General features: G+C 63.0%; 23 protein-coding genes and 1 tRNA gene. 9 read left to right on the plus strand and 15 right to left on the minus strand.

Annotated elements, in window-relative coordinates; translation table 11 throughout:
- Positions 1–18: 18 nt before the first annotated feature.
- Both slmA and O3299_RS20270 read right to left on the minus strand, forming a co-directional pair.
- Positions 19–594 (minus strand): nucleoid occlusion factor SlmA, encoded by a 576-nt coding sequence (slmA, locus tag O3299_RS20265; RefSeq protein WP_305053699.1) that lies wholly within the window; start codon positions 592–594, stop codon positions 19–21.
- 102 nt (positions 595–696) lie between these two features.
- Entirely contained in the window at positions 697–1,431 is a 735-nt protein-coding gene (locus tag O3299_RS20270) for a pyrimidine 5'-nucleotidase (RefSeq protein WP_077398423.1), read from the minus strand.
- Positions 1,432–1,526: 95 nt separating this feature from the next.
- On the opposite strand from O3299_RS20270, the gene O3299_RS20275 reads away from it, so the two are divergent.
- Positions 1,527–2,396, plus strand: a complete 870-nt coding sequence (locus O3299_RS20275; RefSeq protein WP_305053700.1) for a TraB/GumN family protein — start codon at positions 1,527–1,529, stop codon at positions 2,394–2,396.
- Between the two features lie 170 nt (positions 2,397–2,566).
- Here O3299_RS20275 and O3299_RS20280 read toward each other — a convergent pair.
- Both O3299_RS20280 and argB read right to left on the minus strand, forming a co-directional pair.
- A tRNA-Thr gene (locus O3299_RS20280) sits at positions 2,567–2,641 on the minus strand.
- A gap of 65 nt (positions 2,642–2,706) precedes the next feature.
- Positions 2,707–3,600, minus strand: a complete 894-nt coding sequence (gene argB, locus O3299_RS20285; RefSeq protein WP_010393729.1) for an acetylglutamate kinase — start codon at positions 3,598–3,600, stop codon at positions 2,707–2,709.
- A 231-nt stretch (positions 3,601–3,831) separates the two neighbouring features.
- Here argB and O3299_RS20290 point away from each other — a divergent pair, with 231 nt between their 5' ends.
- The 3 genes from O3299_RS20290 to O3299_RS20300 all read left to right on the plus strand — a co-directional run bounded on the left by O3299_RS20290 (position 3,832) and on the right by O3299_RS20300 (position 8,364).
- Positions 3,832–4,029 (plus strand): cysteine-rich CWC family protein, encoded by a 198-nt coding sequence (locus tag O3299_RS20290; protein WP_305063077.1) that lies wholly within the window; start codon positions 3,832–3,834, stop codon positions 4,027–4,029.
- Positions 4,030–4,124: 95 nt separating this feature from the next.
- Entirely contained in the window at positions 4,125–7,181 is a 3,057-nt protein-coding gene (locus O3299_RS20295; protein WP_099665915.1) for a response regulator, read from the plus strand.
- Positions 7,182–7,212: 31 nt separating this feature from the next.
- Positions 7,213–8,364: a two-component system response regulator gene (locus tag O3299_RS20300; protein ID WP_251349544.1), complete on the plus strand. Its 1,152-nt coding sequence runs from the start codon at positions 7,213–7,215 to the stop codon at positions 8,362–8,364.
- On the opposite strand, the gene O3299_RS20305 is transcribed toward O3299_RS20300, so the two are convergent.
- A complete protein-coding gene (locus tag O3299_RS20305) occupies positions 8,357–9,610 on the minus strand; it encodes a PHB depolymerase family esterase (protein ID WP_305063078.1) in 1,254 nt (417 codons plus the stop codon). The genes O3299_RS20300 and O3299_RS20305 overlap by 8 nt on opposite strands.
- Positions 9,611–9,664: 54 nt before the next feature.
- A complete protein-coding gene (locus O3299_RS20310) occupies positions 9,665–10,078 on the minus strand; it encodes a CopG family transcriptional regulator (protein WP_289899651.1) in 414 nt (137 codons plus the stop codon).
- Between the two features lie 277 nt (positions 10,079–10,355).
- Here O3299_RS20310 and O3299_RS20315 point away from each other — a divergent pair, with 277 nt between their 5' ends.
- The 3 genes from O3299_RS20315 (at position 10,356) to O3299_RS20325 (ending at position 12,573) form a co-directional block, all read left to right on the plus strand.
- A complete protein-coding gene (locus O3299_RS20315) occupies positions 10,356–10,589 on the plus strand; it encodes a DUF1289 domain-containing protein (RefSeq protein WP_305053704.1) in 234 nt (77 codons plus the stop codon).
- 8 nt (positions 10,590–10,597) lie between these two features.
- Positions 10,598–11,521: an MBL fold metallo-hydrolase gene (locus O3299_RS20320; protein ID WP_305063079.1), complete on the plus strand. Its 924-nt coding sequence runs from the start codon at positions 10,598–10,600 to the stop codon at positions 11,519–11,521.
- Positions 11,522–11,619: 98 nt separating this feature from the next.
- Positions 11,620–12,573, plus strand: coding sequence for a nitronate monooxygenase family protein (locus O3299_RS20325; protein WP_099665909.1), 954 nt, complete (start codon positions 11,620–11,622; stop codon positions 12,571–12,573).
- 48 nt (positions 12,574–12,621) lie between these two features.
- On the opposite strand, the gene O3299_RS20330 is transcribed toward O3299_RS20325, so the two are convergent.
- From O3299_RS20330 to O3299_RS20370, 9 genes are all read right to left on the minus strand, one after another.
- Positions 12,622–13,203 carry a hypoxanthine-guanine phosphoribosyltransferase gene (locus tag O3299_RS20330; protein WP_099377742.1) on the minus strand — a complete coding sequence of 194 codons (582 nt, stop codon included), beginning with the start codon at positions 13,201–13,203 and terminating at the stop codon, positions 12,622–12,624.
- Positions 13,204–13,266: 63 nt separating this feature from the next.
- Positions 13,267–14,523: a phenylacetate--CoA ligase family protein gene (locus O3299_RS20335; protein ID WP_305063080.1), complete on the minus strand. Its 1,257-nt coding sequence runs from the start codon at positions 14,521–14,523 to the stop codon at positions 13,267–13,269.
- Positions 14,520–14,879 carry an MmcQ/YjbR family DNA-binding protein gene (locus tag O3299_RS20340; RefSeq protein WP_099665907.1) on the minus strand — a complete coding sequence of 120 codons (360 nt, stop codon included), beginning with the start codon at positions 14,877–14,879 and terminating at the stop codon, positions 14,520–14,522. Before O3299_RS20340 ends, O3299_RS20335 begins: the two co-directional genes overlap by 4 nt.
- A gap of 17 nt (positions 14,880–14,896) precedes the next feature.
- Positions 14,897–15,742, minus strand: coding sequence for an ABC transporter ATP-binding protein (locus O3299_RS20345; RefSeq protein ID WP_305063081.1), 846 nt, complete (start codon positions 15,740–15,742; stop codon positions 14,897–14,899).
- 67 nt (positions 15,743–15,809) lie between these two features.
- Positions 15,810–17,129: an ABC transporter substrate-binding protein gene (locus O3299_RS20350; RefSeq protein ID WP_251349537.1), complete on the minus strand. Its 1,320-nt coding sequence runs from the start codon at positions 17,127–17,129 to the stop codon at positions 15,810–15,812.
- A gap of 58 nt (positions 17,130–17,187) precedes the next feature.
- On the minus strand, positions 17,188–18,246 hold the full coding sequence (locus O3299_RS20355) for a branched-chain amino acid ABC transporter permease (protein WP_034752817.1): 1,059 nt from the start codon (positions 18,244–18,246) through the stop codon (positions 17,188–17,190).
- A gap of 54 nt (positions 18,247–18,300) precedes the next feature.
- Positions 18,301–19,197, minus strand: coding sequence for a branched-chain amino acid ABC transporter permease (locus O3299_RS20360; RefSeq protein ID WP_200880402.1), 897 nt, complete (start codon positions 19,195–19,197; stop codon positions 18,301–18,303).
- 19 nt (positions 19,198–19,216) lie between these two features.
- On the minus strand, positions 19,217–20,032 hold the full coding sequence (locus O3299_RS20365) for an ABC transporter ATP-binding protein (protein WP_305053710.1): 816 nt from the start codon (positions 20,030–20,032) through the stop codon (positions 19,217–19,219).
- Between the two features lie 14 nt (positions 20,033–20,046).
- Positions 20,047–21,978 carry an AMP-binding protein gene (locus tag O3299_RS20370; protein WP_305063082.1) on the minus strand — a complete coding sequence of 644 codons (1,932 nt, stop codon included), beginning with the start codon at positions 21,976–21,978 and terminating at the stop codon, positions 20,047–20,049.
- Positions 21,979–22,158: 180 nt separating this feature from the next.
- Here O3299_RS20370 and O3299_RS20375 point away from each other — a divergent pair, with 180 nt between their 5' ends.
- Both O3299_RS20375 and O3299_RS20380 read left to right on the plus strand, forming a co-directional pair.
- Complete coding sequence (locus O3299_RS20375; protein ID WP_099665901.1) at positions 22,159–22,857, plus strand: Crp/Fnr family transcriptional regulator; 699 nt, start codon at positions 22,159–22,161, stop codon at positions 22,855–22,857.
- Complete coding sequence (locus tag O3299_RS20380) at positions 22,844–24,898, plus strand: DUF4132 domain-containing protein (RefSeq protein ID WP_305063083.1); 2,055 nt, start codon at positions 22,844–22,846, stop codon at positions 24,896–24,898. The genes O3299_RS20375 and O3299_RS20380 overlap by 14 nt, the downstream gene beginning before the upstream one ends.
- The last annotated feature ends 30 nt before the right edge of the window (positions 24,899–24,928 follow it).

Raw genomic sequence — 24,928 nt, forward strand, 5'->3', positions numbered from 1 at the left:
GACAGCCGCGGCGGTGATTTACCCCAGCAGCATGGCGATTTGCAGCGCCGCTTCCTGGGAGGGATTGATCTTGAAGCCGCTCTTGGCGTAGCGGTGCCAGCGTCCGATGACGAAGCCGACGATCAGGGTGGCGCGCGCCGCCACTTCGCTTTCCTTGCCATGGCCTTCGGCGGCGGCCACGCGCAAGGCCTGCTTGAGCGCCAGTTCCACGCGGTCGTAGAACTGGTTCATGCGCACTTGCAGGCGTTCGTCCTCATTGACCAGCGCATCGCCGATCAATACGCGCGTCATGCCCGGATTGCTGATGGCGAAATTGAGCAGCATGCCGACGATGTCGCGCGTTTGCGTCATGCCATCGCTGTGCTTTTCCGCGATCTGGTTGATCAGGCCGAAGACGCTCGACTCGATGAATTCGATCAGCCCTTCGAACATTTGCGCCTTGCTGGCGAAATGGCGGTACAGGGCCGCTTCCGACACGGTCAGTCTGGCTGCCAGTGCGGCAGTGGTGATCTTTTCGCCTTTCGGCTGCTCCAGCATTGCGGCGAGGGCCTGAAGAATTTGTAGCCTGCGTTGGCCCGGCGGTGTGCTTGCCATATTTTCTCTTGTCGTTAAAAAAAATGCTGCCTTGATGGGGAGGTCCGTCACCGCCGCTAGCGGTGCAGCTTCCGGCGTCAACCGGAAGCCCAGGAGTTCCCTTCAACGCAGACGGTGAAGGCGGCGTGCCAAATGCCGGACAGATTTTACTTTGACATCGACGTAAGCGGGGCGATTTAACGCCTTGGGCAACTTCGCCACGCCGATCGGATCCGCCATTTTCAGGTATTGCGTGACCCATGCCGTGCGCAGGCCCAGTTTTTTCGCACCCTTCAGGTTGGCCAGGGTGTCTTCCACCAGGATGCAGCGGCCAGGGCGGATCTGGTGCTTGCGCATCAGTTTGCGCAGCATCAGGGTCGATGGCTTGGGCCGCAGCTGGCGGTGCACATGCATCGCCTCGATGGCGATATGCTGCGAAAAATGCTGGCGCAAGCCCAGGTGGCGCATCACGTCGCTCGAATAGCGCAGCGGCGCGTTGGTGAGTAAAATTTTACGGCCAGGCAGGCGTTTGAGTAAAGCCCCCAGCCCCCGCTCGGCGCGTATCATGGCGCGCAAATCGTCGAATGCATGCGTCTCGTGCAGAAAATGCGCTGCCTGTACCTGATGGTGCTTGACCATGCCCAGCAAGGTGGCGCCATAGCGGCGCCAGTAGGCCGCGCGCGCCGCATTGACGATGGCGTCGTCGGCCGGCGTCACGCCGTCGCCCAGCACGCGGGCAATATACGTGTTCATATTGGCCGTGATGGTGGGGAAGATGGCGTGCGAGGCATTGTGCAGCGTGTTGTCGAGGTCAAACAGCCAGACCGGCGACGAGCGGTTAAGATGGGACACAGGCACAGGAGTCTTTAGGCAAGATGATAAGCAAGATGAAAAATTCAACAATCAGGAAAACCATGCGACGCCAGATTATAGTGATGTTTTGCGGATTATTCTTGCTGCCGTTGCCGGCGGCCTTTGCCGAAGCACCGCCTGCGGCGCAAAACCGGGGCGCCCTGTTCAAGGTGCAGGACGCCAGCCATACCCTGTATCTGTTCGGCACCATCCACGTCGGCGCGCCCGATTTTTATCCGCTCGAGCCGACGGTGACGCAGGCGCTGCACCAGGCTGGCGCGCTGGCGCTGGAGATCGATCCCGGCGCCGACCCGCGCGCCGCCCTGGGCGCCGTGCTGAAGTACGGCATGGAGGCGCCGGGCAGCCAAGTGCCGCTTGATTGCCGTCAGACTCTGGCCCCGCGCCTGGCCCCGCTGTTGCAAAAATACGGCATTCCAGCCGAGTCGGTGGCGCCGATGAAGCCGTGGATGCTGGCCAGCATGCTGGCCATCGGCGAGTTCTCCACCCTGGGCTACCGCTCCGACCTGGCCGTCGACAATTATCTGTCGCAACAGGCCAAGGCGCGCAAGATTCCCGTGGTGGAACTCGAGTCGATGGAAGGCCAGATGGCGCTGTTCGGCGCCATGTCGCCGGCCGACCAGTGCCGTTTCCTGGAAGACGGCGTGGCGTCGATCGAGGACCAGGAACAAAGCCAGGAAGCGCGCGAGATCGCCAACGCCTGGCGCACGGCCGATGCCGCCGCCTTCGACAGGCTGGCCGCCAAGGCAGCGACAGACCCGTCGTTCGCCGCCCAGTTCGTGCAAAAGGTGTTGCTGGATGGCCGCAACCCCGCCCTGGCCGACGGCATCGCCAGGTTGCTGGCGCGCGAAAAGTCCAGCCTGGCCGCCATCGGCGTGCTGCACCTGGTGGGAACGAAAAGCGTTCCGGATTTATTGCGTCAGAAGGGCTTGAAGGTCGAGCGGATTTATTAGTTTTAACGACAGCAGGAAGAATAGATGACGCTAGCTCCGCCGCGCAAAACACGCGGCAGAGCAGATGGAAAAGTGTTCAGGGCAAGGCGTACTGACGAAGACAGTACGCATGTACGGCGAGGCAGTACAACGCCGCCATAGACATTTTCTCAGCTGCGGGGAAAGGATACTGGTGCCCTTGACGTGGATCGAACACGTGGCCTCTCCCTTACCAAGGGAGTGCTCTACCACTGAGCTACAAGGGCAAATTAAAAGCGGCGCCAGGTGATCTGCGCCGCCAAACTACTCGCTGTGATCCGTTGCGATTTTTTTAGTGCGAACGGATCATAGTACCAAAAGCTTGCTCGGTCAACACTTCCAGCAATAATGAGTGTTCGATGCGGCCGTCGATGATGTGCACCGTGTTCACGCCGGACTTGGCGGCGTCGAGCGCGGACGAGATCTTCGGCAGCATGCCGCCCGAGATCGTGCCGTCGGCGAACATCTCGTCGATTTCACGTGCCGACAGGTCGGTCACCAGGTTGCCCTGTTTGTCCTGGACGCCGGCGATGTTGGTCATCATGATCAGCTTTTCCGCTTTCAGGATTTCCGCGATCTTGCCGGCTACCACGTCGGCGTTGATGTTGTAGGCCTGGCCATCCTGGCCGAAACCGATCGGCGAGATGATGGGAATGAAGGCGTCGTCCTGCAGCGCCTTGACGACGGCCGGGTTGATCGCGTCGATCTCGCCGACGAAGCCGATGTCGAGGAATTCGCCCGGATGTTCGCGGTCCGGCATCTGCATCTTGCGCGCGCGGATCAAGCCGCCATCCTTGCCCGTCAGGCCCACAGCCTGACCGCCGTAATGGTTGATCAGCATGACGATATCCTGCTGCACTTCGCCGCCCAGCACCCACTCCACCACTTCCATGGTTTCTTCATCGGTGATGCGCATGCCTTGCACGAAGGTGCCTTGCTTGCCGATTTTTTTCAGCGCGTTGTCGATCTGCGGTCCGCCGCCGTGCACCACGACCGGGTTCATGCCGACCAGCTTGAGCAGGATGACGTCGCGCGCGAAGCCGTGCTTCAGGCGTTCGTCCGTCATGGCATTGCCACCGTACTTGATGACGATGGTCTTGCCATGGAAATTGCGGATGTAGGGCAGGGCCTCGGCCAGAATCTGCGCCTTGATTTGTGGCGACACCGCCGTCAAGTCGTCATTCATGTCCAGGTTCAAGTTAGCTAGTTGATTCATGGCGAGTCCGGAAAATAGATTTGTGAGATTTTACAGGGAAGAAGAAAATCTTGGAGGCATTATAGGGCGATCTTGTTGTATTTTCCCTGATGATCCTATAGTCTGGCCCGATATGCCCCCCAGCCAGCCCTTTTACTGCCCGTTACATCTGCGTCGCACCCCGGCGCGGCAGGACACACACTTGCCAATTCAAACACAGCCATGAGCGTATGCAGCCTGTGCGGCGCCACCTTCCAGTGTGGTCAGCGCGATCCGGACGCCAAAGAGCCCTGCTGGTGCCTGGCTCTGCCGCCGGCCGTTCCCGTGCCCGGCAGCGCTGCCGTGGGCTGCTGGTGCCCCGCCTGCCTGCAAGAGCGCATCGCCGCCTTGACCCCTCCAGCAGCAACGCCGGCCAAATAAGCGCATCGGCGCGTTTTTTCCTTTGCAAAAGACCTTGCATTTTGTAGGGGAATACGTTCAGACTTCGATTTTTAAGAATTTCTTACAGGAAAGTTATGCGCTTCAGGGATATCCGCATCGGCGTGCGCATCAATGCCGGTTATGCCATTTTGATCGTGCTGATGCTGGTCGTCATCGTCCTGGCGGGGAGCCGCATCTATGCCATCCGCGCCGAGACCGACGATATCTTGCAGCGCGACTGGGTCGCCGCCAAGGCCACCAGCAAGATCCATGGACTGGCGCGCGAGGCGGCCACGCGCATCGGCAACCTGCCGAGCCAGCACGAGCCGGCGCTGCGCCAGGCGAACCAGGCGCGCCTGGAGGCGATCAAGCAGGGCATCGATGAGCAGGTGCGCATCCTCGACGGTCTCGACGCGCGGCCCGAGGAACGGCGCCTGCTGGAGCAGATGCACCTGGCGCGCGCCGACTACTATGTGTCGCTCAAGACGATGTTCGAATTGGTCGAGCGCGGCGAGGATGCCCGCGCCGAGCAGGCCATGCAGACGCAGACCTTGCCGGTGCTGGAAAAAGTGCTGCTGTACGTGAGCCAGCTCGATGACTTGCAGCAGCAACTGATCCGCGACAGCGCGGCCCGGATACGCAACGACATCGATACCTCGCTGCTGCTGATGGGCGGCATCGGCCTGGCAGCCTTGCTGACCGGTCTCGCCTTTGCTTGGTCGGCGCGCTCGATCACGCGTCCGCTGGGCGAGGCGGTGGCGATCGCCACGCGCGTGGCCAATGGCGACCTCAGTTCCGTCATCGAAGTGACGTCGCGCGACGAGACGGGCGAATTGCTGCAGGCGCTCAAGGACATGAGTACCAGTCTGGCTGTCGAGCAGGATCTGCGCCACGCCGTCGAAGTGGCCGAGGATGCGACCAAGATGAAGTCGGACTTCCTGGCCAACATGTCGCACGAGATCCGCACGCCGATGAACGGCATCATCGGCATGACCCACCTGGCACTGCAGACGGACCTCACGTCGACCCAGCGCAACTATCTGGAGAAGGTGGAATCGGCTTCGAAGAACCTGCTGGCCATCATCGACGACATCCTCGATTTCTCGAAGATCGAGGCGGGCAAGATGGCCTTTGAAAAAGTCGATTTCTTCCTCGAGGACGTGCTGGCGCAGATCGCCGACCTTTCCGTGATGCGCGCCCAGGACAAGGGGCTCGAACTGCTGTTCGACATCGCCCCCGATGTGCCGAACGCCTTGCAGGGCGACCCGCTGCGCCTGGGCCAGGTGCTGATCAACCTGACCAACAACGCGATCAAGTTTACGGACAAGGGCGAGATCGTCGTCAGCATCCGCCTGCAGCAGCTGGAAGAACATGCGGCTGTCTTGCGCGTCGATGTGCGCGACACGGGCATCGGCCTCACGCCGCCCCAGCGCAGCAAATTGTTCCAGGCCTTTACCCAGGCCGACACCTCGACCACGCGCCACCATGGCGGCACGGGCCTGGGACTGACCATCAGCAAGCGCCTGGTGGAAATGATGGAAGGCGAGATCGACCTGGTCAGCGAAGCGGGCGTGGGCAGCACCTTCTTCTTCACTGCCCGCTTCGGCCTGGCCGCCGTGCCGCGCGACAGCCTGTCGCAACTGCAGCATCAGCAGCAATTCCAGGGCCTGCGCGTGCTGGTGGTCGATGACAACCCCAGCGCGCGTGAAATCTTCGTCAGCATGCTGACGGCGCTGGGCTTCGAGGCGCGTGCCGTGTCTGGCGGCGTGCTGGCCATCGGCGCCGTGGCGCAGGCGCGCGCCGAGGGGCGAGGGTACGGACTGGTGCTGATGGACTGGAAAATGCCGGGCATGAACGGCCTCGATACCCTGGCCGGCATCCGCGCCGATGCCGCCGGCATCGATGCGACGCCGGCCTGCATCATGGTCACGGCCTTCCATCGCGAAGCGCTGCTGGAGGCGGCGCGCCAGCGGGACTTGCCGTTCGACGGCGTATTGAACAAGCCGGTCAGCGCCTCGACCCTGCTCGACCAGATATCGTTCGTGTTTGGCGGCGTGACGGGGCAGAGCCGCAAGACGCAGCGCCAGAGCAGCTACCGCGACGACGAACGTGCCTTGCGCGGCGCCTGGCTGCTGCTGGTGGAGGATAATGAAGTCAACCAGGAAGTGGCGCAGCATATTCTCAACGACGCCGGCATCCGCGTCGACATCGCGGGCAATGGCGCCATCGCGCTGGCGAAGATCGAGGAAAACGCCTATGACGGCGTGCTGATGGATTGCCAGATGCCGGTGATGGATGGCTACCAGGCGACGCGCAAGCTGCGCCAGGACCCCCGTTATTCGAATTTGCCCGTGATCGCCATGACGGCCAATGCCATGGTGGGCGACAAGGAAAAATGCCTGGATGCCGGCATGAACGATTTCATCGCCAAGCCGATCGACGTGGCGCAGTTGTTCGGTACCCTGGCACGCTGGATCGCTCCAGCCACGCCGCAGGCAATGACGGCGGTGGTGGCGCAGCCGGAAGCGGAGTTGCCCGTGATCGCCGGTCTGAAAATGGCGGAAGCCATGCGTCGCGTGGGCGGCAATGCCGTTTTGATGCGAAAATTGCTGGACCGTTTTGTGGAAACCCAGTTCGACGCCATGCAGCGCATCGTTGCCGCCATCGAGAACAACCAGCTCGAGACGGCGATCCGCGAAGCGCATACCCTGAAGGGCCTGGCCGGCAATATCGGCGCCGGCGGCCTGGCCGACAGCGCCGCGCGGGTCGAGCACTTGCTCAGCCTGGGTTCGCACGACGGCTTGCCGCAGGCGCTGGCCGCCTGCACCCTGGCGCTCGACGAGTTGGTGCCGAAGATCGTGCTGGCCATGCAGTCGCGCGGCCATGTGGCCGAGGCGGGCGGCGCGGCGGTGGCGCCAGTGGCGGCGGTGGACCGGGCGCACCTGGAAGCGGGCTTGCGCGAATTGTCGCAGCTGCTGCTGCAGGACGATGCGCAGGCCGTCAAGCACCTGGACGGCATCGGCCCCGTGCTTGTCGCGGCCGGGCAGGCGGAACACGCGCGCCAGTTGAAGCGCATGCTGGGACAATACGATTTCGAAGGTGCGCTGGCGCAGCTGGGCGAGGTAGCCGATGCGCTGGAGCTGACACTGTGACAAGGATAACTATGCAGAGCGAAGGACGGGCATGAGAGCGCCGGCAAGCAAGCCAACCATTCTGGTGGTCGACGACACACCAGACAATATCGACCTGCTGCGCGCGGTGCTGGAAGACGATTACCGCACCAAGATCGCCGTCAATGGCGAACGCGCCCTGAAGATCGCCGCCGGCAGCGACCAGCCCGACCTGATCCTGCTCGACATCATGATGCCGGGCATGAGCGGCTACGATGTGTGCCGCGCGCTGAAGGCCGATCCCGCCACGGCCGGCATCCCCGTGATTTTTGTCACTGCCATGAGCGAAGTGGCCGACGAGCAGCTGGGTCTGGCGCTGGGCGCCGTCGACTACATCACCAAGCCGATTTCGGCGCCCATCGTGCTGGCGCGCATCAGGACGCAGCTGGCGATGAAGCAGATGCAGGATTTCTTGCGCGACCAGAACCAGTACCTGGAAACGGAGGTGGAGCGCCGCGTGCAGGAGGTGGCGGCGCTGCAGGACGTCACCATCCACGCCATGGCCTCGCTGGCCGAAACGCGCGACAGCGAGACGGGCAACCATATCCGCCGCACCTCGCACTATCTGAAAGCGCTGGCCGAGAAAGTGCGCGGCCTGCCGCGTTTCCGCGATTTTTTGACGGACAAGAATATCGAACTGCTGTTCAAGACGGCGCCGCTGCACGATATCGGCAAGGTGGGCATTCCCGACCATATCCTGCTCAAGCCGGGACGTTTCGAGCCGCACGAAATGGCCATCATGAAGACGCATACCACGCTCGGGCGCGACGCCATCCTGGCGGCCGAGCACGAGCTGGGCATCGAGGTCGATTTCCTCAAGTACGCGAAGGAGATCGCCTACAGCCACCATGAAAAATGGGATGGCAGCGGCTACCCGCAAGGCCTGGCTGGCGAAGCCATCCCGATTTCAGCGCGCCTGATGGCGCTGGCCGACGTGTATGACGCCCTGATCAGCCGGCGTATCTACAAGCAGGGCATGGACCATGCGCAGGCCGTGCAGATCATCGTCGAGGGGCGCGGTTCGCATTTCGACGCCGAGATCGTCGACGCCTTCCTGCAGATCCAGGACCAGTTCATCGCCATCTCCAACCGCTATGCCGACGGCGTGTGCGAGATAGCCGACAAGCAGCGGCAGATCGCGCCGTTCGCCGAAAACATCAGCTGACGGTCTTGAAGAAGCGCAGCATCTCTCGGCTGGCGTCCGGCCCTTTGCCGTCCGTGTAACTGCCGTTATCGCTGCCGCCGGACCAGGCATGGCCGGCGCCGTGGATGACCCAGTGTTCGCCCAGCGGCGAGCCATCGGCCTGGCTGTGCGTGGTGCGCGTGTAGCGGTGGCCATTCGGCACGCTGCCATCGACGGAAGCGGCTTTGGCCGCCTTGCCGCCCGCCTGGCTGCGCACGCCCTGGGCGATCAGTTCATCGCCATTGCGCGGGTTGACGGTGGTGTCGCGGTCGCCGTGGAAAACGATGATGGGCACGCCGCCCGCCGGCGCCTTGCGCTGGGCATTGGGCATGGCGCCGCCCTTCATGGCGGCCAGCGCCGACGGCAAGTCCTGCGCCGAAGCGAAGGGCAGACCCGAATGCACGCCGACAGCGGCAAACAGGTCGGGGTACAGGGTGCCGACGATGACGGCCATGGCGCCGCCCGCCGACAGGCCGGCGACAAACACTTCGCGCTCGTTGACCGGGTAGTCGTCGATGACTTGCCGGGCGATGCCGGCGATCAGCGACGGTTCGCCCTGGTCGCGCTGCTGGTCGATGGCGTTGAACCAGTTCCAGCAGCGCGAACTGTTGGCGCCCTGCGTCTGCGCCGGGTAGACGACAAAACACTCCTTTTCTTCTGCCAGCGCATTCATTTGCGTGCCGGCGGCAAAATCGTCGGGATTTTGAGTGCAGCCGTGCAGCATCACGATCAGCGGCATGGCCTGGCCATGATAGCTGCTGGGGATATACAGCTTGTACGAACGCGTGCCCGCATGGTTGCGGTACACGCCGTCGATGAATTGCGCGCCGGCGGGTATCTCCGCTGGTGTGGCGGCCGGCGCGTTGAAGCCGGACGGGTGGAAGTTTGGCAGCTCGAAGCTGGGCATGTCGAAGCTGTGCTGGCCTAGGCCTGCCGGCACGCCCAGGCGCGCCATGAAATCCTGCGCGAAGTCCTGCGCCGCCTGCGCGGGTGTGGGGGGCGCGGCGTCAGCTTGCGGTTGCGTTGCCGCAGATGGTTGCGCCGGTGGTGGCGCAGGTGGCTGATTGATATCGCGCATCGGCTGCTGTTGTGTGGACGCCGCCTGCGGCGCCAGGCCGGCGGCGGACAGCGCCTGCTGAATGGCTTCGGTGGCGGCGGCGGGACCGCTGCCCAACAGATTGCGGGTTGCGGCGCGCATCTGCGCCAACATGTTGAGAGGTAGTTTCATGACCATCCTTAACGGTGCCGCGCATCGGCCGGGTCATCGCCGCGAACCAATACGCTAGTGAATTCGCCCTGCGAGCGCCGTCTTGACGACGGTGCTGGCGTGCAGGGCACCTAATACGAAGATCGACTCGATGGTGGCAAGTGCCAGTTCCACGGAGACGTCGCTGGCGATGCTGGCCAGTCCCAGCACCTGTATCTGCAGGCGCTGGCCGGCTGCCTGGATCGCTTCCAGGTCGGCGCGCGAATAATGCTGCATGCCCAATACCAGGCTTTTACGGGCGACGGTTTGTTTCACCACGTCGGCGTGCGTATTGAGTTGATTGCGTATGGCCGTACGGATCAGATCCGTGCGGTTGGAATAAAATCCCTCCTGGACCAGCAAATCGATCTGCCCCAGGTCGATCAAGCCGAGGTTGATCGTGATTTTCTCGGATTCCCCAATTTTGGGCTTGCTGTCTTGCTTGGCCATATCTCTCCAAAAACTCCACGTGGCATCCAATTGCCATCTGTATGGATGGTAGTATAGTTCTGAAATATCTCAAGTCAAGCAGGATCTGGCCTGATCACGTTGTAGGACGGGCTCCCGCAGAGTGAGACGGGCCGCAAAATAAATTTTCAAATAATGTATTTTCGATTACTTTTCCGTCGGAAAATATGTTGACAGTGTCATTGCAGGGCGATGCCGCCGACTCGCCGGCGCGGTTTCGCGGCATAATGAATGCCTTCACGTTTACCGATGCCGCTCCATGATGGTCGCTACCCCACCTCCGCCAGCCGCTCCGCTCACTTTGCCGTCGCCGGTGCCGTCGCCCTGCGTCAGTCTGTGCAAGATGAACCGCAACAGCGGCTTGTGCGAAGGCTGCCTGCGCACGCTCGACGAGATCATCGCCTGGAGCAAGGCCGACGACGACTTCAAGCGCGCCGTGTGGGCCGAATTGCCTGGGCGCGAATCCCTGCTCGACTTCGAGCCCGATTACTGAGGAAGCCCATGCCGCGATCGCCAGCGCTGTTCCCCGATTCCATTCAGGTGTTCGAACGCGGCTGGCTGTCGTCGAATAACATCCTGTTCCAGGGCAGGGACGACACGGCCCTGATCGACAGCGGCTATGTCACGCATGCGCCGCAAACCCTGGCCCTGCTGCGCCACAGTCTCGATGGCCGTCCCCTGGACCGCTTGTTCAATACGCATCTGCACTCCGACCATTGCGGCGGCAACGCGCTGCTGCAAGCCGAATACGGCTGCCATACGGCCATTCCCGTATCGGAAGCGGACAAGGTGCGCGCCTGGGATATCGATGCCCTCAGCTTCCAGGCCACGGGCCAGCAATGCCCGCGCTTCGGCTTTGACGCCACCGTCTCGCCCGGCGACACGTTGACCTTGGCCGACATGGCCTGGCAGGCGCTGGGCGCACCGGGCCACGACCCGCACTCGCTGATTTTTTACTGCGGCCAGGAGGGCATCCTGATTTCCGCCGACGCTCTGTGGGAAAACGGCTTCGGCGTGATCTTTCCGGAACTCGATGGCGGCTCCGGCTTTCTGGAAGCGCGCGCCACCCTGGACCTGATCGCCAGCCTGGACGTGCGCGTGGTGATCCCCGGCCACGGGCGGCCATTCACGGATGCCGCCGGTGCCCTGCAGCGCGCGTATTCGCGCCTCGATTACCTGGCGTCCGACCCCGTGCGCAATGCGCAGAACGCCGTGAAGGTGCTGCTGAAATTCCTGCTGCTGGAACGCCAGCGCATCGCCCTCGCCGACATACCGGCCCTGTTGCGCGGCATGCCCATCTTCGAGGAAGCCAACCGGCGCTTTCTGCGCCAGGAGGCGGCCGCGCTGGCCGAGTGGGCCGTGTCCCAGCTGGTTAGGGCTGTAGCGGCGCGCGTCGAGGGTGAGTACTTGCTCAACGAGGGTTGAAGCGTCGGTGCGATAAATTCAGCACGATCGTACTTTTTCTGCACTATAATCAACGTTCAGTGTTTTTTACGTCCGATCAACTTTCCAGCGAGTCCGCCATGGCATTGCCTGTTGCGTTGCAAAACCTCTCCTTACCCGTTATCGCCTCGCCGATGTTCATCGCCAGCGGCCCGGCCCTCGTCGCGGCGCAGTGCAAGGCCGGCATCGTCGGTTCCTTCCCGGCCCTGAATGCGCGTCCCGCCGAATTGCTCGACACGTGGCTGACGGACTTGCAGGCCGAACTGGCCGCCTTCCAGGCCGCCAACCCGGACAAGAAAGTCGGGCCGATCGCTGTCAACCAGATCGTGCACCAGTCGAACGACCGCCTCGCGCACGACGTGGAAGTGTGCGTGAAACACCAGATCCCCATCATCATTTCCTCGCTGCGTGCGCCGCCCAAGGAAATGCTCGACGCCATCCACAGCTATGGCGGCATCGTGCTGCATGACGTGATTTCGATCCGTCACGCGAAAAAGGCGCTGGAGGCGGGTGTCGATGGCTTGATTCTGGTCGCCAGCGGCGCCGGCGGCCACGCGGGCACCCTGTCGCCGTTCGCGCTGGTGGGCGAAGTGCGCAAATTCTTCGACGGTCCGCTGGCGCTGTCCGGTTCCATCGCCACGGGTGACGCCGTGCTGGCCGCGCAAGCGATGGGCGCCGATTTCGCCTACATCGGCTCGCGCTGGCTGGCGACCAAGGAATCGAACGTCAGCGATGGCTACCGCGACGCCATCGTCGATTCCAGCGCGGCGGACATCGTCTACACGAACCTGTTTACTGGCGTGCACGGCAATTACCTGAAAAAATCGATCGAAGCGGCCGGACTCGATCCGGAAGCCTTGCCCGAAGCGGACAAGAGCGCGATGAATTTCGGCTCGGGCAGCGCCAAGGCCTGGCGCGACATCTGGGGCGCGGGTCAGGGCGTGGGCTTGATGGATGACGTGCCGAGCGTGGAAGAGATGGTGGCGCGCCTGAAAGCCGAATACGATGCGGCGCGCGCGCGGTTGAAGCTGTAACTCTGCTGCTGCCGGATGACGCGGCATGCCGCGTCATCCAAGCCATCCTTATTCCTGCTTCAAATCCTCAGGCTTGATGGCCCACAAGCCCGGCAGGTTGCGCCAGTAGCCATACGCATCCATGCCGAAGCCGACGACGAAGCGGTTCGGGATCACCAGGCCGACGATGTCGGCTTGCACGGGTTTTTTCTTGCCGATGGCCTTGTCGGCAAACACGGCCAGGATCACTTCCGAGGCGCCCATGTCCAGCAGGCGCTGCTTGACGTGTGCCAGGGTTTCGCCTTCGTCGAGAATATCGTCGAGCACGATGACGGTGCGGCCCGCTACATTCGAGCGGGGGATGACTTTCCACACCACTTCGCCGCCCTTGTCGTCGTCGCCGTAGCGGCTCACGTGGATGTAGTCGAATTCGAGCGGAAAGCTCAGTTGCGGCAGCAGGTTGCCCGTAAAGACGACGGCGCCGCCCATCACGCCCAGCACCAGCGGGAACTCTTTCGAATCCTCGGCGTTGAAGCGCGTGTTGAGCACATCGGCCATGCGCGTGATCGAAGCCTGCACGGCGTCTTGGTCGAACAGCAGTTCCGCGTTCTTGATCAGGTCACGGGCACGGTTGTGATGAAATTCTTGCATGGACTCTTGCATGGCGATGAATGGGGCTGATGGTCAATGCCGGTATTATCCCGCAAATCGGCCTTATTTGTAATCGCGCATGTCGTCGATGATTTTCCCATCTTGCGCCAGGCTGCCCACGGCCACGAGCACTACGTCGCCGCGCAGCTTGGTCAGTTCGCGGATCGAGCCGATGATGGCTTCCACGCCGCTGGCGTCCAGCGGATCGTCGACTTCGCAATGCAAAGTCATCTCGTCGTTGGCCATGCGTCCCGATACCACCAGCCGTGCTTTTTTGATCTGCGGGTGGCGGCGTGCAATTTCATGCACCTGCGACGGATGCACGAACATGGCGCGCACCTTGGTGGTTTGATCCGCGCGCCCCATCCAGCCCTTGATGCGCGTATTCGTGCGGCCGCACGGCGACTCCGGCGCGTTCGTCAGCACGGCGGACAAGTCTCCCGTGGCGAAGCGGATCAGCGGGTAGTCGGCATTGAAGACGGTGACGACCACTTCGCCTACTTCGCCCGGCGCGACGGGAATGCCGCTGCCCGGATGGACGATTTCCAGCAGCACGTTTTCGTCAACGACCATGCCGGGATTGAGCTTGCCATTGCTGGCCGTTTCATAGGCGATGCTGCCGATGTCGGCCGAGGCATAGGTCTGGAACACGTGCGGCACGCCGTTCTCCGCAAACCAGCTGCGCAGGGACTCGGGCAAGGCTTCCGCACCCATCACGGCCTTGGTGACGCTGCTGATGTCGGCGCCCATTTCGCGCGCTTTCTCGATGATCAGTTTCAGGAATGACGGCGTGCCGATATACGTGTCCGGCTTCAGGTCGACCATCGCCTGCACCTGCATTTCCGTCTGGCCGATGCCGGCCGGGATGACGGTGCAGCCGATGCGCGCGGCGCCGCCTTCGACCATGAAGGCGGCCGGCGTGAAGTGATACGAAAAGCAGTTCTGCAGCAGGCCGCCGGCGCGCACGCCGGCAGCGTACATGGGGCGCGCGAAGCGCCACCAGTCGGGGCCGCGGCCTTCGGGATCGAAGATGGGGCCGGGCGAGACGAACACGCGCGACAGGGCGTTTTTCGGCGTCGTGTTCAAGCCGCCGAACGGCAGTTGCGTGTGCTGCAATTGCTTGAGGTCGGACTTGCGCGTCACGGGCAGCTGCGCCAGCGCGGCGCGGCTGGTGATGTCGGCTGCGTTGACGCCATCGAGGATGCGGGCCCAGCCCGGCGCCTGTTGCGCGCGCGCGATCAGCTGCGGCAGGCCGGCCATCAATTCGCGTTCGCGCGCCTCGGGGGCGCGTGCTTCCAGACTGTCGAGCGTATCGGTCATGTTGCGGATTCTCCAATGTCACGTTGCATTTTTTTCGTCAGCCCCGCAACAATCAGGCTGTATGAGCGCTGCAGCAGGGCGGCCATTTCGTCGTCGTCGAGGGCGTCGGGGCTGGCGACCAGCACCCACTTGGCCCGCGCCAGATAGGGCGCCGGGCGAAAGCCGGGACGGTCCGTCAATTCCAGGAAGCGCTCCGCATCGACCTTGAAGCTCATGCCGCGCGTGCTGTGCGCTTCCGCGCCGCACAGGGCGAACATCTTGCCGCCAACGCAAAACGCCAGTACGTTGCTCCACTTGATGTCTTGCGTCGCGCCGGGAAAGCCGCGGCACACTTGCTTCGCCCGTTCCAGGTCCATGACGGCGACTCCCGATGTCAGGCCAGCCAGCGCTTGCGGCGGCGGTAGAACTTCATGTCGCGGAAGCTCTTGCGCCCGGCGCTGGACACGCCCAGATAAAACTCTTTGACGTCTTCGTTGCTGGCCAGTTCCTGGGCTTGTCCTTCCATCACGACCCGTCCGTTTTCCAGGATGTAGCCGAAGTCGGCATAGCGCAGCGCCACATTGGTGTTCTGCTCGGCCAGCAGGAAAGACACGTTTTCCTTGTGGTTCAGGTCCTTGACGATGCCGAAGATCTCTTCGACGATCTGCGGCGCGATGCCCATCGACGGCTCATCCAGCAAAATCATCGACGGCTTGGCCATCAGCGCGCGGCCGATGGCGCACATCTGCTGTTCGCCGCCCGAGGTGTAACCGGCCTGGCTGCTGCGCCGCGTTTTCAGGCGCGGAAAGTAGTGATACACCTTGTCCAGCGCGTCTTTCAGCTCGCCGCGCGACAGGCTGCGCGTGTAGGCGCCCGTCAGCAGGTTTTCCTCGATGGTGAGGTGGCCGAAACAGTGGCGTCCCTCCATCACTTGCGACAGGCCCCGCTTCACCAGTTCATTCGGCGTCAGCTGGTCCACGCGCTCGCCCTTGAACTGGACTTCGCCCTTGGTGACGTCGCCCCGTTCGCCGCGCAGCAGGGTCGAGATGGTTTTCAGGGTGGTCGACTTGCCGGCGCCGTTGGCGCCCAGGAGCGCCACGATCTTGCCTTGCGGCACTTGCAGCGACACGCCCTTCAGGACCAGGATCACGTGGTCGTAGATGACTTCGATATTGTTCACCGACAGGTAGGGCGGCGGCGTTTCCGCCTGGGGCGTGGATTGCGTGGCAGTGTGGGTCATGGCTGCTTCTTTAAAATGTTCAACACGGGACCGGCGTTGGCCGGTCCGGTTCCTCTCGCCTACGGCATTACTTCATGCACGCCGGCGTGATCTTTTTCTCTTCCGCGTACTTGCCAGAGGATTCCTCGACCAGCTTGCGCACCAGGGCCTTGTCGCCGACGATCCACTTCGGCGTGATGGCGGTCCACTTCTTGCCATCCCACTGCTGCACCTTCACGGCGCCCGAGCCTTCATGGTCGTCGCAGCTGGTCTTCACAGTAGGGAACATGCCCAGCGCGCCCACTGCTTTTTGGCGCGCATCGTCGACGTTCAGGTTTTCCAGGCCCCAGCGCATCTGCTCACCCGTGATTGGTTTGCCCTTGCCGAATTTTTCCTGCGCAGTGCGGATCGCTTCCACCCACAGAATGCCGGCCGTTACGCCGCGCATGTGGTAGACGGAGCCGATGCGCGACTGGTCGGACAGGTTGCCCTTGCCGGACGCGTAGAGTTTCTTGCGGATGTCGTCGAGCACGGGGTAGTTACCTGGCGTATTGAAGGTCATCGCCGTGTAGCCCTTGGCTGCGTCGCCCGATGGAATCGTGTCTTCCTCGGAGCCGGCCCACCAGACGCCCAGCATTTTGTCGCGCGGGAAGCCGTTGCGCTGCGCCGTCTTGATGGCGACGGAATTCATGACGCCCCAGCCCCACAGGATCACGTGGTCCGGCTTGGCCTGGCGGATTTGCAGCCATTGCGATTGCTGTTCGCTGCCTGGCGGCGCGACGGGAATTTTCACCAGTTCGAAGCCGTATTGTTTCGACAGCGCTTCGAGCACGGGCAGCGGCTCCTTGCCGAAGGCCGAATCGTGGTACAGGTGGACGATTTTTTTACCCTTCAGCTTGTCCATGCCGCCATCCTTGTCGCCCAGGTACTTGATCATGGCGGCAGCCTGGCTCCAGTAGCTGGAGATCAGCGGATATACGTACGGGAAGACCTTGCCGTTGGCGGCGTCCGAGCGGCCGTAGCCGATCATCGTCATGGGGATCTTGTCTTGTGCCACGCGGTCCAGGATGCCGTAGGCGACGCCCGTGGACAGGGTTTCCACCAGGGTGGCGCCGCCTTGTTTGGTTTTCAGGCGTTCATAGCATTCCACGCCGCGCGAGGGGTTGTATTCGGTTTCGCATTCTTCCCAGCTGATCTTGACGCCATTGACGCCGCCGGCCTGGTTAACCAGGTTGAAGTAGTCGATGATGCCGCCGTAGAAACCGGAGCCGCCGGCCGCGTAGGGACCCACGCGGTAGGATGGCAGAGCGATGTACTGCTCTTTGTCCTGCGCCTGCGCGCTGCCGGCCATGGTGAGTGCGGCACTGGCGATGGCGGCGGCCAGCATGAGCGATTTGATGTGTTTCATTGTGTGTCTCCTCTTGTTTTATTTGGTATTCAAGTGAACCGACATCGACTGCAAAAACTTAATGGGGGAAGGGCCAGAGTCTCAACTTTTCCTTCGCGATCTGCCACAGCCTGGCCAGGCCGTGCGGCTCGACGATCAGGAAGAAGATGATCAGCGCGCCGAACACCATCAGTTCCAGGTTCGAGGCCACGCTGGTCGGCAATGCCAGGCCATGCGCGATGGTGTTCAGGAAGACGGGCAACAGCACGATGAAGGCCGCGCCGAGGAAGGAACCGAGGATCGAACCGACGCCGCCGATGATGATCATGAACAGGATGCGGAAGGACAGGTCCAGGTTGTACGCTTCCGGTTCCACCGTGCCCAGGTAGGCGTATGCATACAGCGCGCCGGCCACGCCGCAGTAGAACGAGCTGACGGCAAACGCCAGCAGCTTGGTGCGCATCAATCTGAAACCGATCACCTCGGCCGCCATGTCCATGTCGCGCACGGCCATCCACGAGCGGCCCACGTTCGAGCGGATCATGTTCTTGGCCAGTAGCGCCATGCCGGCCACGATGGCCAGCACCAGCAGGTATTTGCTTTGCGGCGTATCGAACTGGTAGCCGAGGATGGTCATCTTCTGCACCGTGATGACGCCCGAGGAGCTGTAGTTGGTGAGATACGGGATCTTGGTCAGGCACCAGACGACAAAAAACTGCGTCGCCAGGGTGGAGGCGGCCAGGTAAAAGCCGCGGATGCGCAGTGACGGCAGACCGAAGGCGATGCCCACCATGGCCGCACACAGGCCGCCGAGGATGAACGACACCAGCAGCGGCAAGCCGGGCAGGCGGGCCATGAAGTTATACGAGGCGAACGCGCCCACGGCCATGAAGGCGGCCGTACCCAGCGACAGCTGGCCCGCGTAACCGGTCAGGATGTTCAGGCCCAGTGCCGCCAGGGCGAAGATCAGGAAGGGGATCAGGATCGCCGACAGCATGTAGGGCGAGGCGAAATACGGCAAGAGGAAGACGGCGACGAGGAGCGTGGCCGTCAGTGCCAGGCGGTCTTGCCTGATCGGGAAAATCTGGTTGTCAGCCTGGTAGCTGGTCTTGAACTGTCCTGCTTCACGGTAAATCATGGCGTGTCCTTTGTGATGGGTGCGTCGTGTGCATCATGCGGCGGCGGTGCGGCGTCAGATACGCCGGATGATCTTCTCGCCGAACAGGCCTTCCGGGCGCACCAGCAGGAACAGCAGGGCCAGCACATACGGGAACCAGCCTTCGATGCCGCCGCCCACCATGGGGCCGAGGTAGACTTCGGCCAGCTTTTCCGACGCGCCGATGATCAGGCCACCGACGATGGCGCCCGGCACCGACGTAAAGCCGCCGAGGATCAGCACGGGCAGCGCTTTCAAGGCGATGAAGGTGAGGGCGAATTGCACGCCGTTGCGCGCGCCCCACAGCAAGCCGGCCACCATGGCCACCAGGCCCGCTACACCCCACACCACGGCCCAGATGCGCTGCAGCGGGATGCCGACCGCCAGTGCCGCCTGATGGTCGTCGGCGACGGCGCGCAGGGCGCGGCCCACCTTGGTTTTCGAGAACAGCAAGGCCAGGCAAATCACCAGCAGCGCGCAGATGCCGGCCGCCATCAGGTCGAACTGCGAGATGTTGATGTCGAAGCGGTCCATCAGGAATTGCATCGGCACGTCTTCGATGGGCAGGTCCAGCTTGTGCACTTGCGAGCCCCACATCAGCTGCGCCAGGCCTTCGATGAAAAAGGTCAGGCCGATGGTGGCCATGAACAGCGTGATTTCGGGCTGGTTGACGAGCGGGCGCAAGACCACTCTTTCAATCGCCATGCCCAGTACTATCATCGTTACCATCGTCAGCGGGATCGCCAGCCACAGCGACAGGCCGAACTTGTCCATGATGCCGACGCAGGTGAGGGCGGCGAAAAACACCATTGCGCCCTGCGCAAAATTGAACACGCCCGATGCCTTGTAGATCAATACAAAACCGATCGCTACCAGCGCATACATGACGCCCGACAGCAGGCCGCCGATCAGCACTTCAAAGAAAAAATTGATATTCATTGCTATTCCTCGTCTAGTGCGCCACACCTAAGTAGGCGTTGATGACATCCTGGTTGCTGCGCACCTCGTCGGGCGTGCCGTCGCCGATCTTCTTGCCGTAATCGAGCACCACCACCCGGTCGGAGATATCCATCACCACGCCCATGTCATGCTCGATCAGCACGATGGTCGTGCCCAGCTGGTCGTTGACGTCGAGGATGAAGCGGCACATGTCCTGCTTCTCCTCCACGTTCATGCCGGCCATCGGTTCATCCAGCAGCAGGATGTCCGGTTCGGCCACCAGCGCGCGGCCCAGCTCCACCCGCTTTTGCAGGCCGTAGGGCAGGCGCCCCACGGGCGTCTTGCGGATGGCCTGGATTTCCAGGAAGTCGATGATTTCCTCGGCCTTCTTGCGGTGCTCGATTTCCTCGCGCCGCGCCGGGCCCCAGTACAGGGCTTGCAAGAGAAAATTCGACTTCATCTTCAGGTTGCGCCCCGTCATGATGTTGTCCAGCACCGTCATGCCCTTGAACAGGGCGATGTTCTGGAAGGTGCGCGCGATGCCGGACTTGGCAGCCTGGTAGCAGTCCATGCCGCGCCGGTGTTCGCCCCGGTAGATGATTTCTCCCTGCTGCGGACGGTACACGCCATTGATCACGTTGAGCATCGAGCTTTTGCCCGCGCCGTTCGGGCCGATGATGGCGCGGATTTCATGCTGTTTGACGTTAAACGAGATGTCGGTCAGGGCTTTCACGCCGCCGAACGACAGCGAGATGTTCTTCAGGTCGAGGATCACGGGACCCGTCTTGCGGGCCGTGCCGAAATGGGCGTCGGGTTCATTCATTTGCATCGTGCTGTGCTCCATCATGCGGCCAGGCCCTGGGGCCGGTACGTTTTGCTGTCCCAGATATGCAGGTTGGCGCTGGTTGAGCCAAGGCGGCCATCCTCGAATTTCACCTGGGTCTCGATGTATTGCGTTGCCTTGCCCTCATACAGGGCGGAAATGAGCACCGCGTACTTTTCGGCGATGAATTTGCGGCGTACCTTGCGCGTGCGCGTCAGCTCGTCGTCGTCCGGGTCGAGTTCCTTGTGCAGCACGAGGAAGCGGTGCACCTGCGTGCGGTCCATCAGCGGGTCGGCTGCCAGTTCCGCGTTGACTTGCTCGATGCAGTCGCGGATCAGGCCATAGGTCTCGGCGCGCGCCGCCAGGTCGGTGTAGCCCGAGTAGGCGATGCCGCGCCGTTCGGACCAGTTGCCCACCGCTTCGATGTCGATGTTGATGAAGGCGCACACCTGGTCGCGCGCATGGCCGAAGGCCACCACTTCCTTGATGAAGGGGAAGAACTTGAGCTTGTTTTCGATGTAGTTGGGCGCGAACATGGCGCCGCAATTCATCTTGCCGACGTCGGCCGCGCGGTCGATGATTTTCAGGTGGCCTTCGCCGTCGAACACGCCCGCGTCGCCCGTATGGAAATAGCCGTCGTCGTCGATCACTTCGGCGGTGGCGTCGGGCCGCTTGAAGTAGCCGCTCATGGTGGCGGGCGACTTCACCAGCACTTCGCCATTGGCCGCCAGCTTGACTTCCACGCCCGGCGCCGGCAAGCCGACGCTGTCGAACTTGATATTGCCGTCCGGCTGCAGGCACACATAGGCGCAGGTTTCGGTGGAACCGTACAATTGCTTGAGGTTGACGCCGATGGAGCGGTAGAAGCGGAACAGGTCGGGGCCGATAGCGGCACCGGCCGTGTAGGCGACGCGCACGCGCGACAGTCCCAGTACGTTTTTCAGCGGGCCGTAGACGAGCAGCTCGCCCAGCTTGTAGCTGAGGCGGTCCGCCAGCGAGACTGGCTTGCCATCCAAAATCTGCGCGCCGCAGCGCTTGGCCACGTCCATGAAATGGCTGAACATGTGGCGCTTGATGCTGCTGGCGTCTTCCATGCGTATCATCACGCTGGTGAGCATGTTCTCGAACACGCGCGGCGGCGCAAAGTAGCAGGTGGGGCCGATTTCGCGCATGTCGATCATCACCGTGTCGCCCGATTCGGGGCAGTTGACGGTGAAGCCGGCCACCATGGCTTGCGCCAGCGAGAACAGGCAGTCGCCGACCCACGCCATGGGCAGGTAGGACAGGATGTCTTCCTCGTCGGTGAGCTGGTCGAAGGCGACGCCGCCAACGCCTGCGGCCAGCAGCGCCGTGTGGCTCTGGCACACGCCCTTCGGCTTGCCCGTGGTGCCCGAGGTGTACAGGATCACGGCGGAGTCGCTGCCCTGGCCCGCTGCCACGGCGGCGTCGAAAAAGCCCGGATGTTCGCGGTCGTACGCGCGGCCCAGCGTCTGCAGTGCGGCAAACGACATCAGTTCCGGCTGGCGGTAATGGCGCATGCCCCGTTCATCGTCATAGGCGATGTGGGCGACGTGCGGATACAGGGCCTTGAGTTCGAGCAGCTTGTCGACCTGCTCCTGGTCTTCGACGATGGCGTAGCGGATCTCCGCATCCTGCAGCACATAGGCCATGTCGGCGGCCGGCGCGTCCTGGTACAGTGGCACGGGCACGCCGCCGAGGCTTTGCGCAGCCAGCATGGCCCAGTACAGGCGGGGACGGTTGTCGCCGATGATGGCCAGGTTCATACCGCGCTGGAAGCCGATGGCGGCCAGGCCGCAGGCCAGCGCGCGCACCTCGTCGTTGACCTCGCGCCAGGTCCAGGTTTGCCAGATGCCCAGGTGTTTTTCGCGAAAGGCGGGCTTGTCGGATCGTACTGTCCCGTGTTGCAATAAGCGCCGCGGAAAAGTCGGCATTGTTGCTGTGGTATTCGTTTGCACCAGTGTCTCCCTGTTGCTTGTCTCAGGCCCCACCTCGTTGGATGGCGCTCTGTGTTTTTTATGTGTAAGGCGTTTGTGCAATGATAGTAGCTTGCGTTAGTTTGCCAAGTTGTCTTTTCGGGGACATTTACCCACTTTTCGATGGTGCATCGCACAATGACCTACCCTGATATCAGTCTCAAGGATGCCGTGCGCGCGGCCAACTGGGCACAGCTGCTCGATCCCGTGCAAATGGCCCGGGTCGAGGCGGATGTGTTCGAGACTTTCGTGCCGAAAGGCGGCTTTGTCTGCCGCAAGGGCGAGCCGGTGGACAACTGGATCGGCGTCATCAGCGGCATGGTCAAGATGAATAATTTTTCCGCCTCCGGCAAGGCCATGACCTTCATCGGCGTGCCGCCCGGCAGCTGGTTCGGCGAAGGTTCATTGCTGAAGAATGAAATCCGCAAATACGACACCATGGCCCTGCGCGATACGCGCGTGGCGCGCCTGCCAGGCGCCACCTTCCACTGGCTGCTGGAAACGAGTTTGCCGTTTACGCGCTTCCTGCTGATGCAGCTCAACGAGCGCCTGGGGCAGTTCATCGGCATGGTGGAAAACGAACGCTTGCTGGACCTGAATACGCGCGTGGCGCGCTGCCTGGCGTCGATGTTCAACTCGCATTTGTACCCCGGCGTGGAGACGCTGGTGCAGCTGTCGCAGGAGGAAATCGGCCTGCTGTCGGGCTCTTCGCGCCAGCGCGCCAACCAGGCCTTGCAGGTGCTGGAAAAGAAAGGCTTGCTGCGCCTCGATTACGGCGGCATCCGCGTGCTGGACCTGGAAGGCTTGCGCCGCTACGAGGCCGATGATGCCATCTGAGACCACGCGTGCCGCAGCCCTGCGCGTACGCCTCGATGGCGGCTTTGTCGACCATGCGCGATTCACGGGGCCGCCCGTCGATTTCAACGACTGGACACCGGAAGAACTGGGCGCCATCTGGGGGGCGTTGCATCGCGCGGCGCGCTTCGGCCATGACGATACGGCGCGGCGCGAGCTGGCGACGGCGCTATTGGCACAAGCGACCAGCATGAACCTGGCGCCGGCGCTGGCAGGCGCCATGTTCCTCGATGCGCTGGACGCGGCCGGCGATTACAACCGGGAATGGGAGTATGTCATCGGCTGCCTGGCTTGCCTGCAGGGCGAGGCACCGGCAGGCACGGCGGGGCAGGCGCGGCGCATTCTCGGCAAAACCTCGGGCTGGGCCGAGTGCCCCTACCAGGCCTACCTGCTGGCGCGCCTTGCTGGCGGCGACGCCCCTGCGCAATTTGCGCAGGCAATGGAGGAGCGTCACGCCCTTTATCCGATGCCATTGACCTTGCATGAATTGGAATTGCTGCCGCAGCTGGAGCAAGCGTCCCTGCTGGCGCTGGCCGGCTCGCGCTACAGCGGCCACTGGAGCCGCGACAGTATCGGCGAGGCGGATCCCGCTGCCGTGCTGGCCGACGATGCGGCGTATGTCGAATTTGCGCGCACGATACTGGAACAGGCGGCACGCCATATCGCCGCCATTCATGACGGCGGCGTGCCGTATGCTGCCGATGCCGCCTTTGCCACGGCAGACTCTCAGGTGCTGGCGCGCGCCGCGCGGGTCGCCGCCTATCGCGATGACGCATGGTTCAGGCCCGTGATCAGCGTCTTGCTGCCCTTGGTATGCGTCGCACCCGGCACGGCCAAGAGCGCGCCGTCGCAATCGTTGGCGATGGCGCTGGGCCATGCGGTGGAAACCATCCCCACGCCGGAAAGCTTGCTGGCCCTGCGCACGGCGCTGGCGCAGGTGCGCCATGCGGGCATCCGCAAGAAGCTGGAACGCAATCTGAAACCGGCCGAACGGGCGCTGGCCGAACGGCCCGATATCGCCTGGAGGATCGGCATGCCCGGTCCCATGGGCAAACGGCGCCAGGCCATGCTGGCGCGCCGCCTGGAAGCGGGCTATGCCAGCGACGTGCGTCTGGGGCTGGATCAATGGCGCGCCTTGCGCGACGATGCCGATATCGATACGGTGGCGCGCGCGCTGGTGTGGCGCACGGGCGACGGCCAGGCTTTCATGCTCGATGGCGAGGGTGCCATCAATGCATGGGGGCAGCCGGCGGATGTGCCGCTACAGGGAGAAGGCGAGATCGGCCTGTGGCATCCCCTGCACGGCAGCGGAGAGCAGCGCGCCGCCTGGCAGGCGCTGGTTACACAGCAGCGCGTGCGCCAGCCGCTGCGCCAGGTGTATCGTGAAATATATGCACCGCCCGGCGACGGCAGCGCCCCATTTTCCGGTTACCAGCTGTCGCTGCCTGCCTTGCTGGGACTGGCCCGCCGCGAAGGCTGGCGGCTGGACGACGATGAAGGCTTGTCGCGCGGGTTCGGCACCTGGCGCGTATTGCTGCGCCTCGAGGGACGTGTCTATCCAGGCGCGGGCGGCGCCTGCACGTCTAACGGGCTGGCGCCCGCGCAGATGCTGCCGCTGGCGCCTGTGGCCTATTCGGAAGCGTGCCGCGCGGTGGATCTGCTGGTCAGCGCCAGCGCGTTGGCGCTGGTGGAAGACGAGCAAAGCGTGCAGCGCGAAGAGCGCTTGTCTTACCTGGCCAACTTGCCCCCGGGGCCGATGGCGGGCATGCGGCGCACCGTGCTGCGTCAAGTGTTTGCGCAGCAGATCGAAGCAGGGCGCATGGCGCTCGAGCCCCGTCACCTGATGGTGGGCAGGCACGCCATCCACCTGACCACGGGCAGGGTCACGCTGGACGGCGCCGAGGTGGCGACCGAGGTGCTCGCGAAGGGGAACAAGCTGGGTGCCGTGCCGTGGCTGCCTTACGACGAGGCGCTGCTGGAAAAAATCGCCGCTACCGCCGGGGTGCTGCTGGCGCTGCACTGAGTGCAGCCCGGCTGCTAATCGCGGTATCAT

Source organism: Janthinobacterium sp. SUN176 (assembly GCF_030587335.1).
In the GTDB taxonomy this organism is placed as follows: Bacteria; Pseudomonadota; Gammaproteobacteria; order Burkholderiales; family Burkholderiaceae_D; genus Janthinobacterium; species Janthinobacterium kumbetense.

Bases quoted from the DNA above. Each gene is read 5' to 3' on its own strand.
- O3299_RS20325 (WP_099665909.1), top strand. From the start codon at position 11,620: ATGGCATTGCCTGTTGCGTTGCAAAACCTCTCCTTACCCGTTATCGCC.
- O3299_RS20315 (WP_305053704.1), top strand. From the start codon at position 10,356: ATGATGGTCGCTACCCCACCTCCGCCAGCCGCTCCGCTCACTTTGCCG.
- O3299_RS20320 (WP_305063079.1), top strand. From the start codon at position 10,598: ATGCCGCGATCGCCAGCGCTGTTCCCCGATTCCATTCAGGTGTTCGAA.
- O3299_RS20345 (WP_305063081.1), bottom strand. From the start codon at position 15,742: ATGACCCACACTGCCACGCAATCCACGCCCCAGGCGGAAACGCCGCCG.
- O3299_RS20295 (WP_099665915.1), top strand. From the start codon at position 4,125: ATGCGCTTCAGGGATATCCGCATCGGCGTGCGCATCAATGCCGGTTAT.
- O3299_RS20290 (WP_305063077.1), top strand. From the start codon at position 3,832: ATGAGCGTATGCAGCCTGTGCGGCGCCACCTTCCAGTGTGGTCAGCGC.
- O3299_RS20370 (WP_305063082.1), bottom strand. From the start codon at position 21,978: ATGCCGACTTTTCCGCGGCGCTTATTGCAACACGGGACAGTACGATCC.
- O3299_RS20300 (WP_251349544.1), top strand. From the start codon at position 7,213: ATGAGAGCGCCGGCAAGCAAGCCAACCATTCTGGTGGTCGACGACACA.
- O3299_RS20365 (WP_305053710.1), bottom strand. From the start codon at position 20,032: ATGCAAATGAATGAACCCGACGCCCATTTCGGCACGGCCCGCAAGACG.
- O3299_RS20375 (WP_099665901.1), top strand. From the start codon at position 22,159: ATGACCTACCCTGATATCAGTCTCAAGGATGCCGTGCGCGCGGCCAAC.
- O3299_RS20305 (WP_305063078.1), bottom strand. From the start codon at position 9,610: ATGAAACTACCTCTCAACATGTTGGCGCAGATGCGCGCCGCAACCCGC.
- O3299_RS20310 (WP_289899651.1), bottom strand. From the start codon at position 10,078: ATGGCCAAGCAAGACAGCAAGCCCAAAATTGGGGAATCCGAGAAAATC.
- O3299_RS20350 (WP_251349537.1), bottom strand. From the start codon at position 17,129: ATGAAACACATCAAATCGCTCATGCTGGCCGCCGCCATCGCCAGTGCC.
- O3299_RS20335 (WP_305063080.1), bottom strand. From the start codon at position 14,523: ATGACCGATACGCTCGACAGTCTGGAAGCACGCGCCCCCGAGGCGCGC.
- argB (WP_010393729.1), bottom strand. From the start codon at position 3,600: ATGAATGACGACTTGACGGCGGTGTCGCCACAAATCAAGGCGCAGATT.
- O3299_RS20380 (WP_305063083.1), top strand. From the start codon at position 22,844: ATGATGCCATCTGAGACCACGCGTGCCGCAGCCCTGCGCGTACGCCTC.
- slmA (WP_305053699.1), bottom strand. From the start codon at position 594: ATGGCAAGCACACCGCCGGGCCAACGCAGGCTACAAATTCTTCAGGCC.
- O3299_RS20340 (WP_099665907.1), bottom strand. From the start codon at position 14,879: ATGGACCTGGAACGGGCGAAGCAAGTGTGCCGCGGCTTTCCCGGCGCG.
- O3299_RS20355 (WP_034752817.1), bottom strand. From the start codon at position 18,246: ATGATTTACCGTGAAGCAGGACAGTTCAAGACCAGCTACCAGGCTGAC.
- O3299_RS20330 (WP_099377742.1), bottom strand. From the start codon at position 13,203: ATGCAAGAATTTCATCACAACCGTGCCCGTGACCTGATCAAGAACGCG.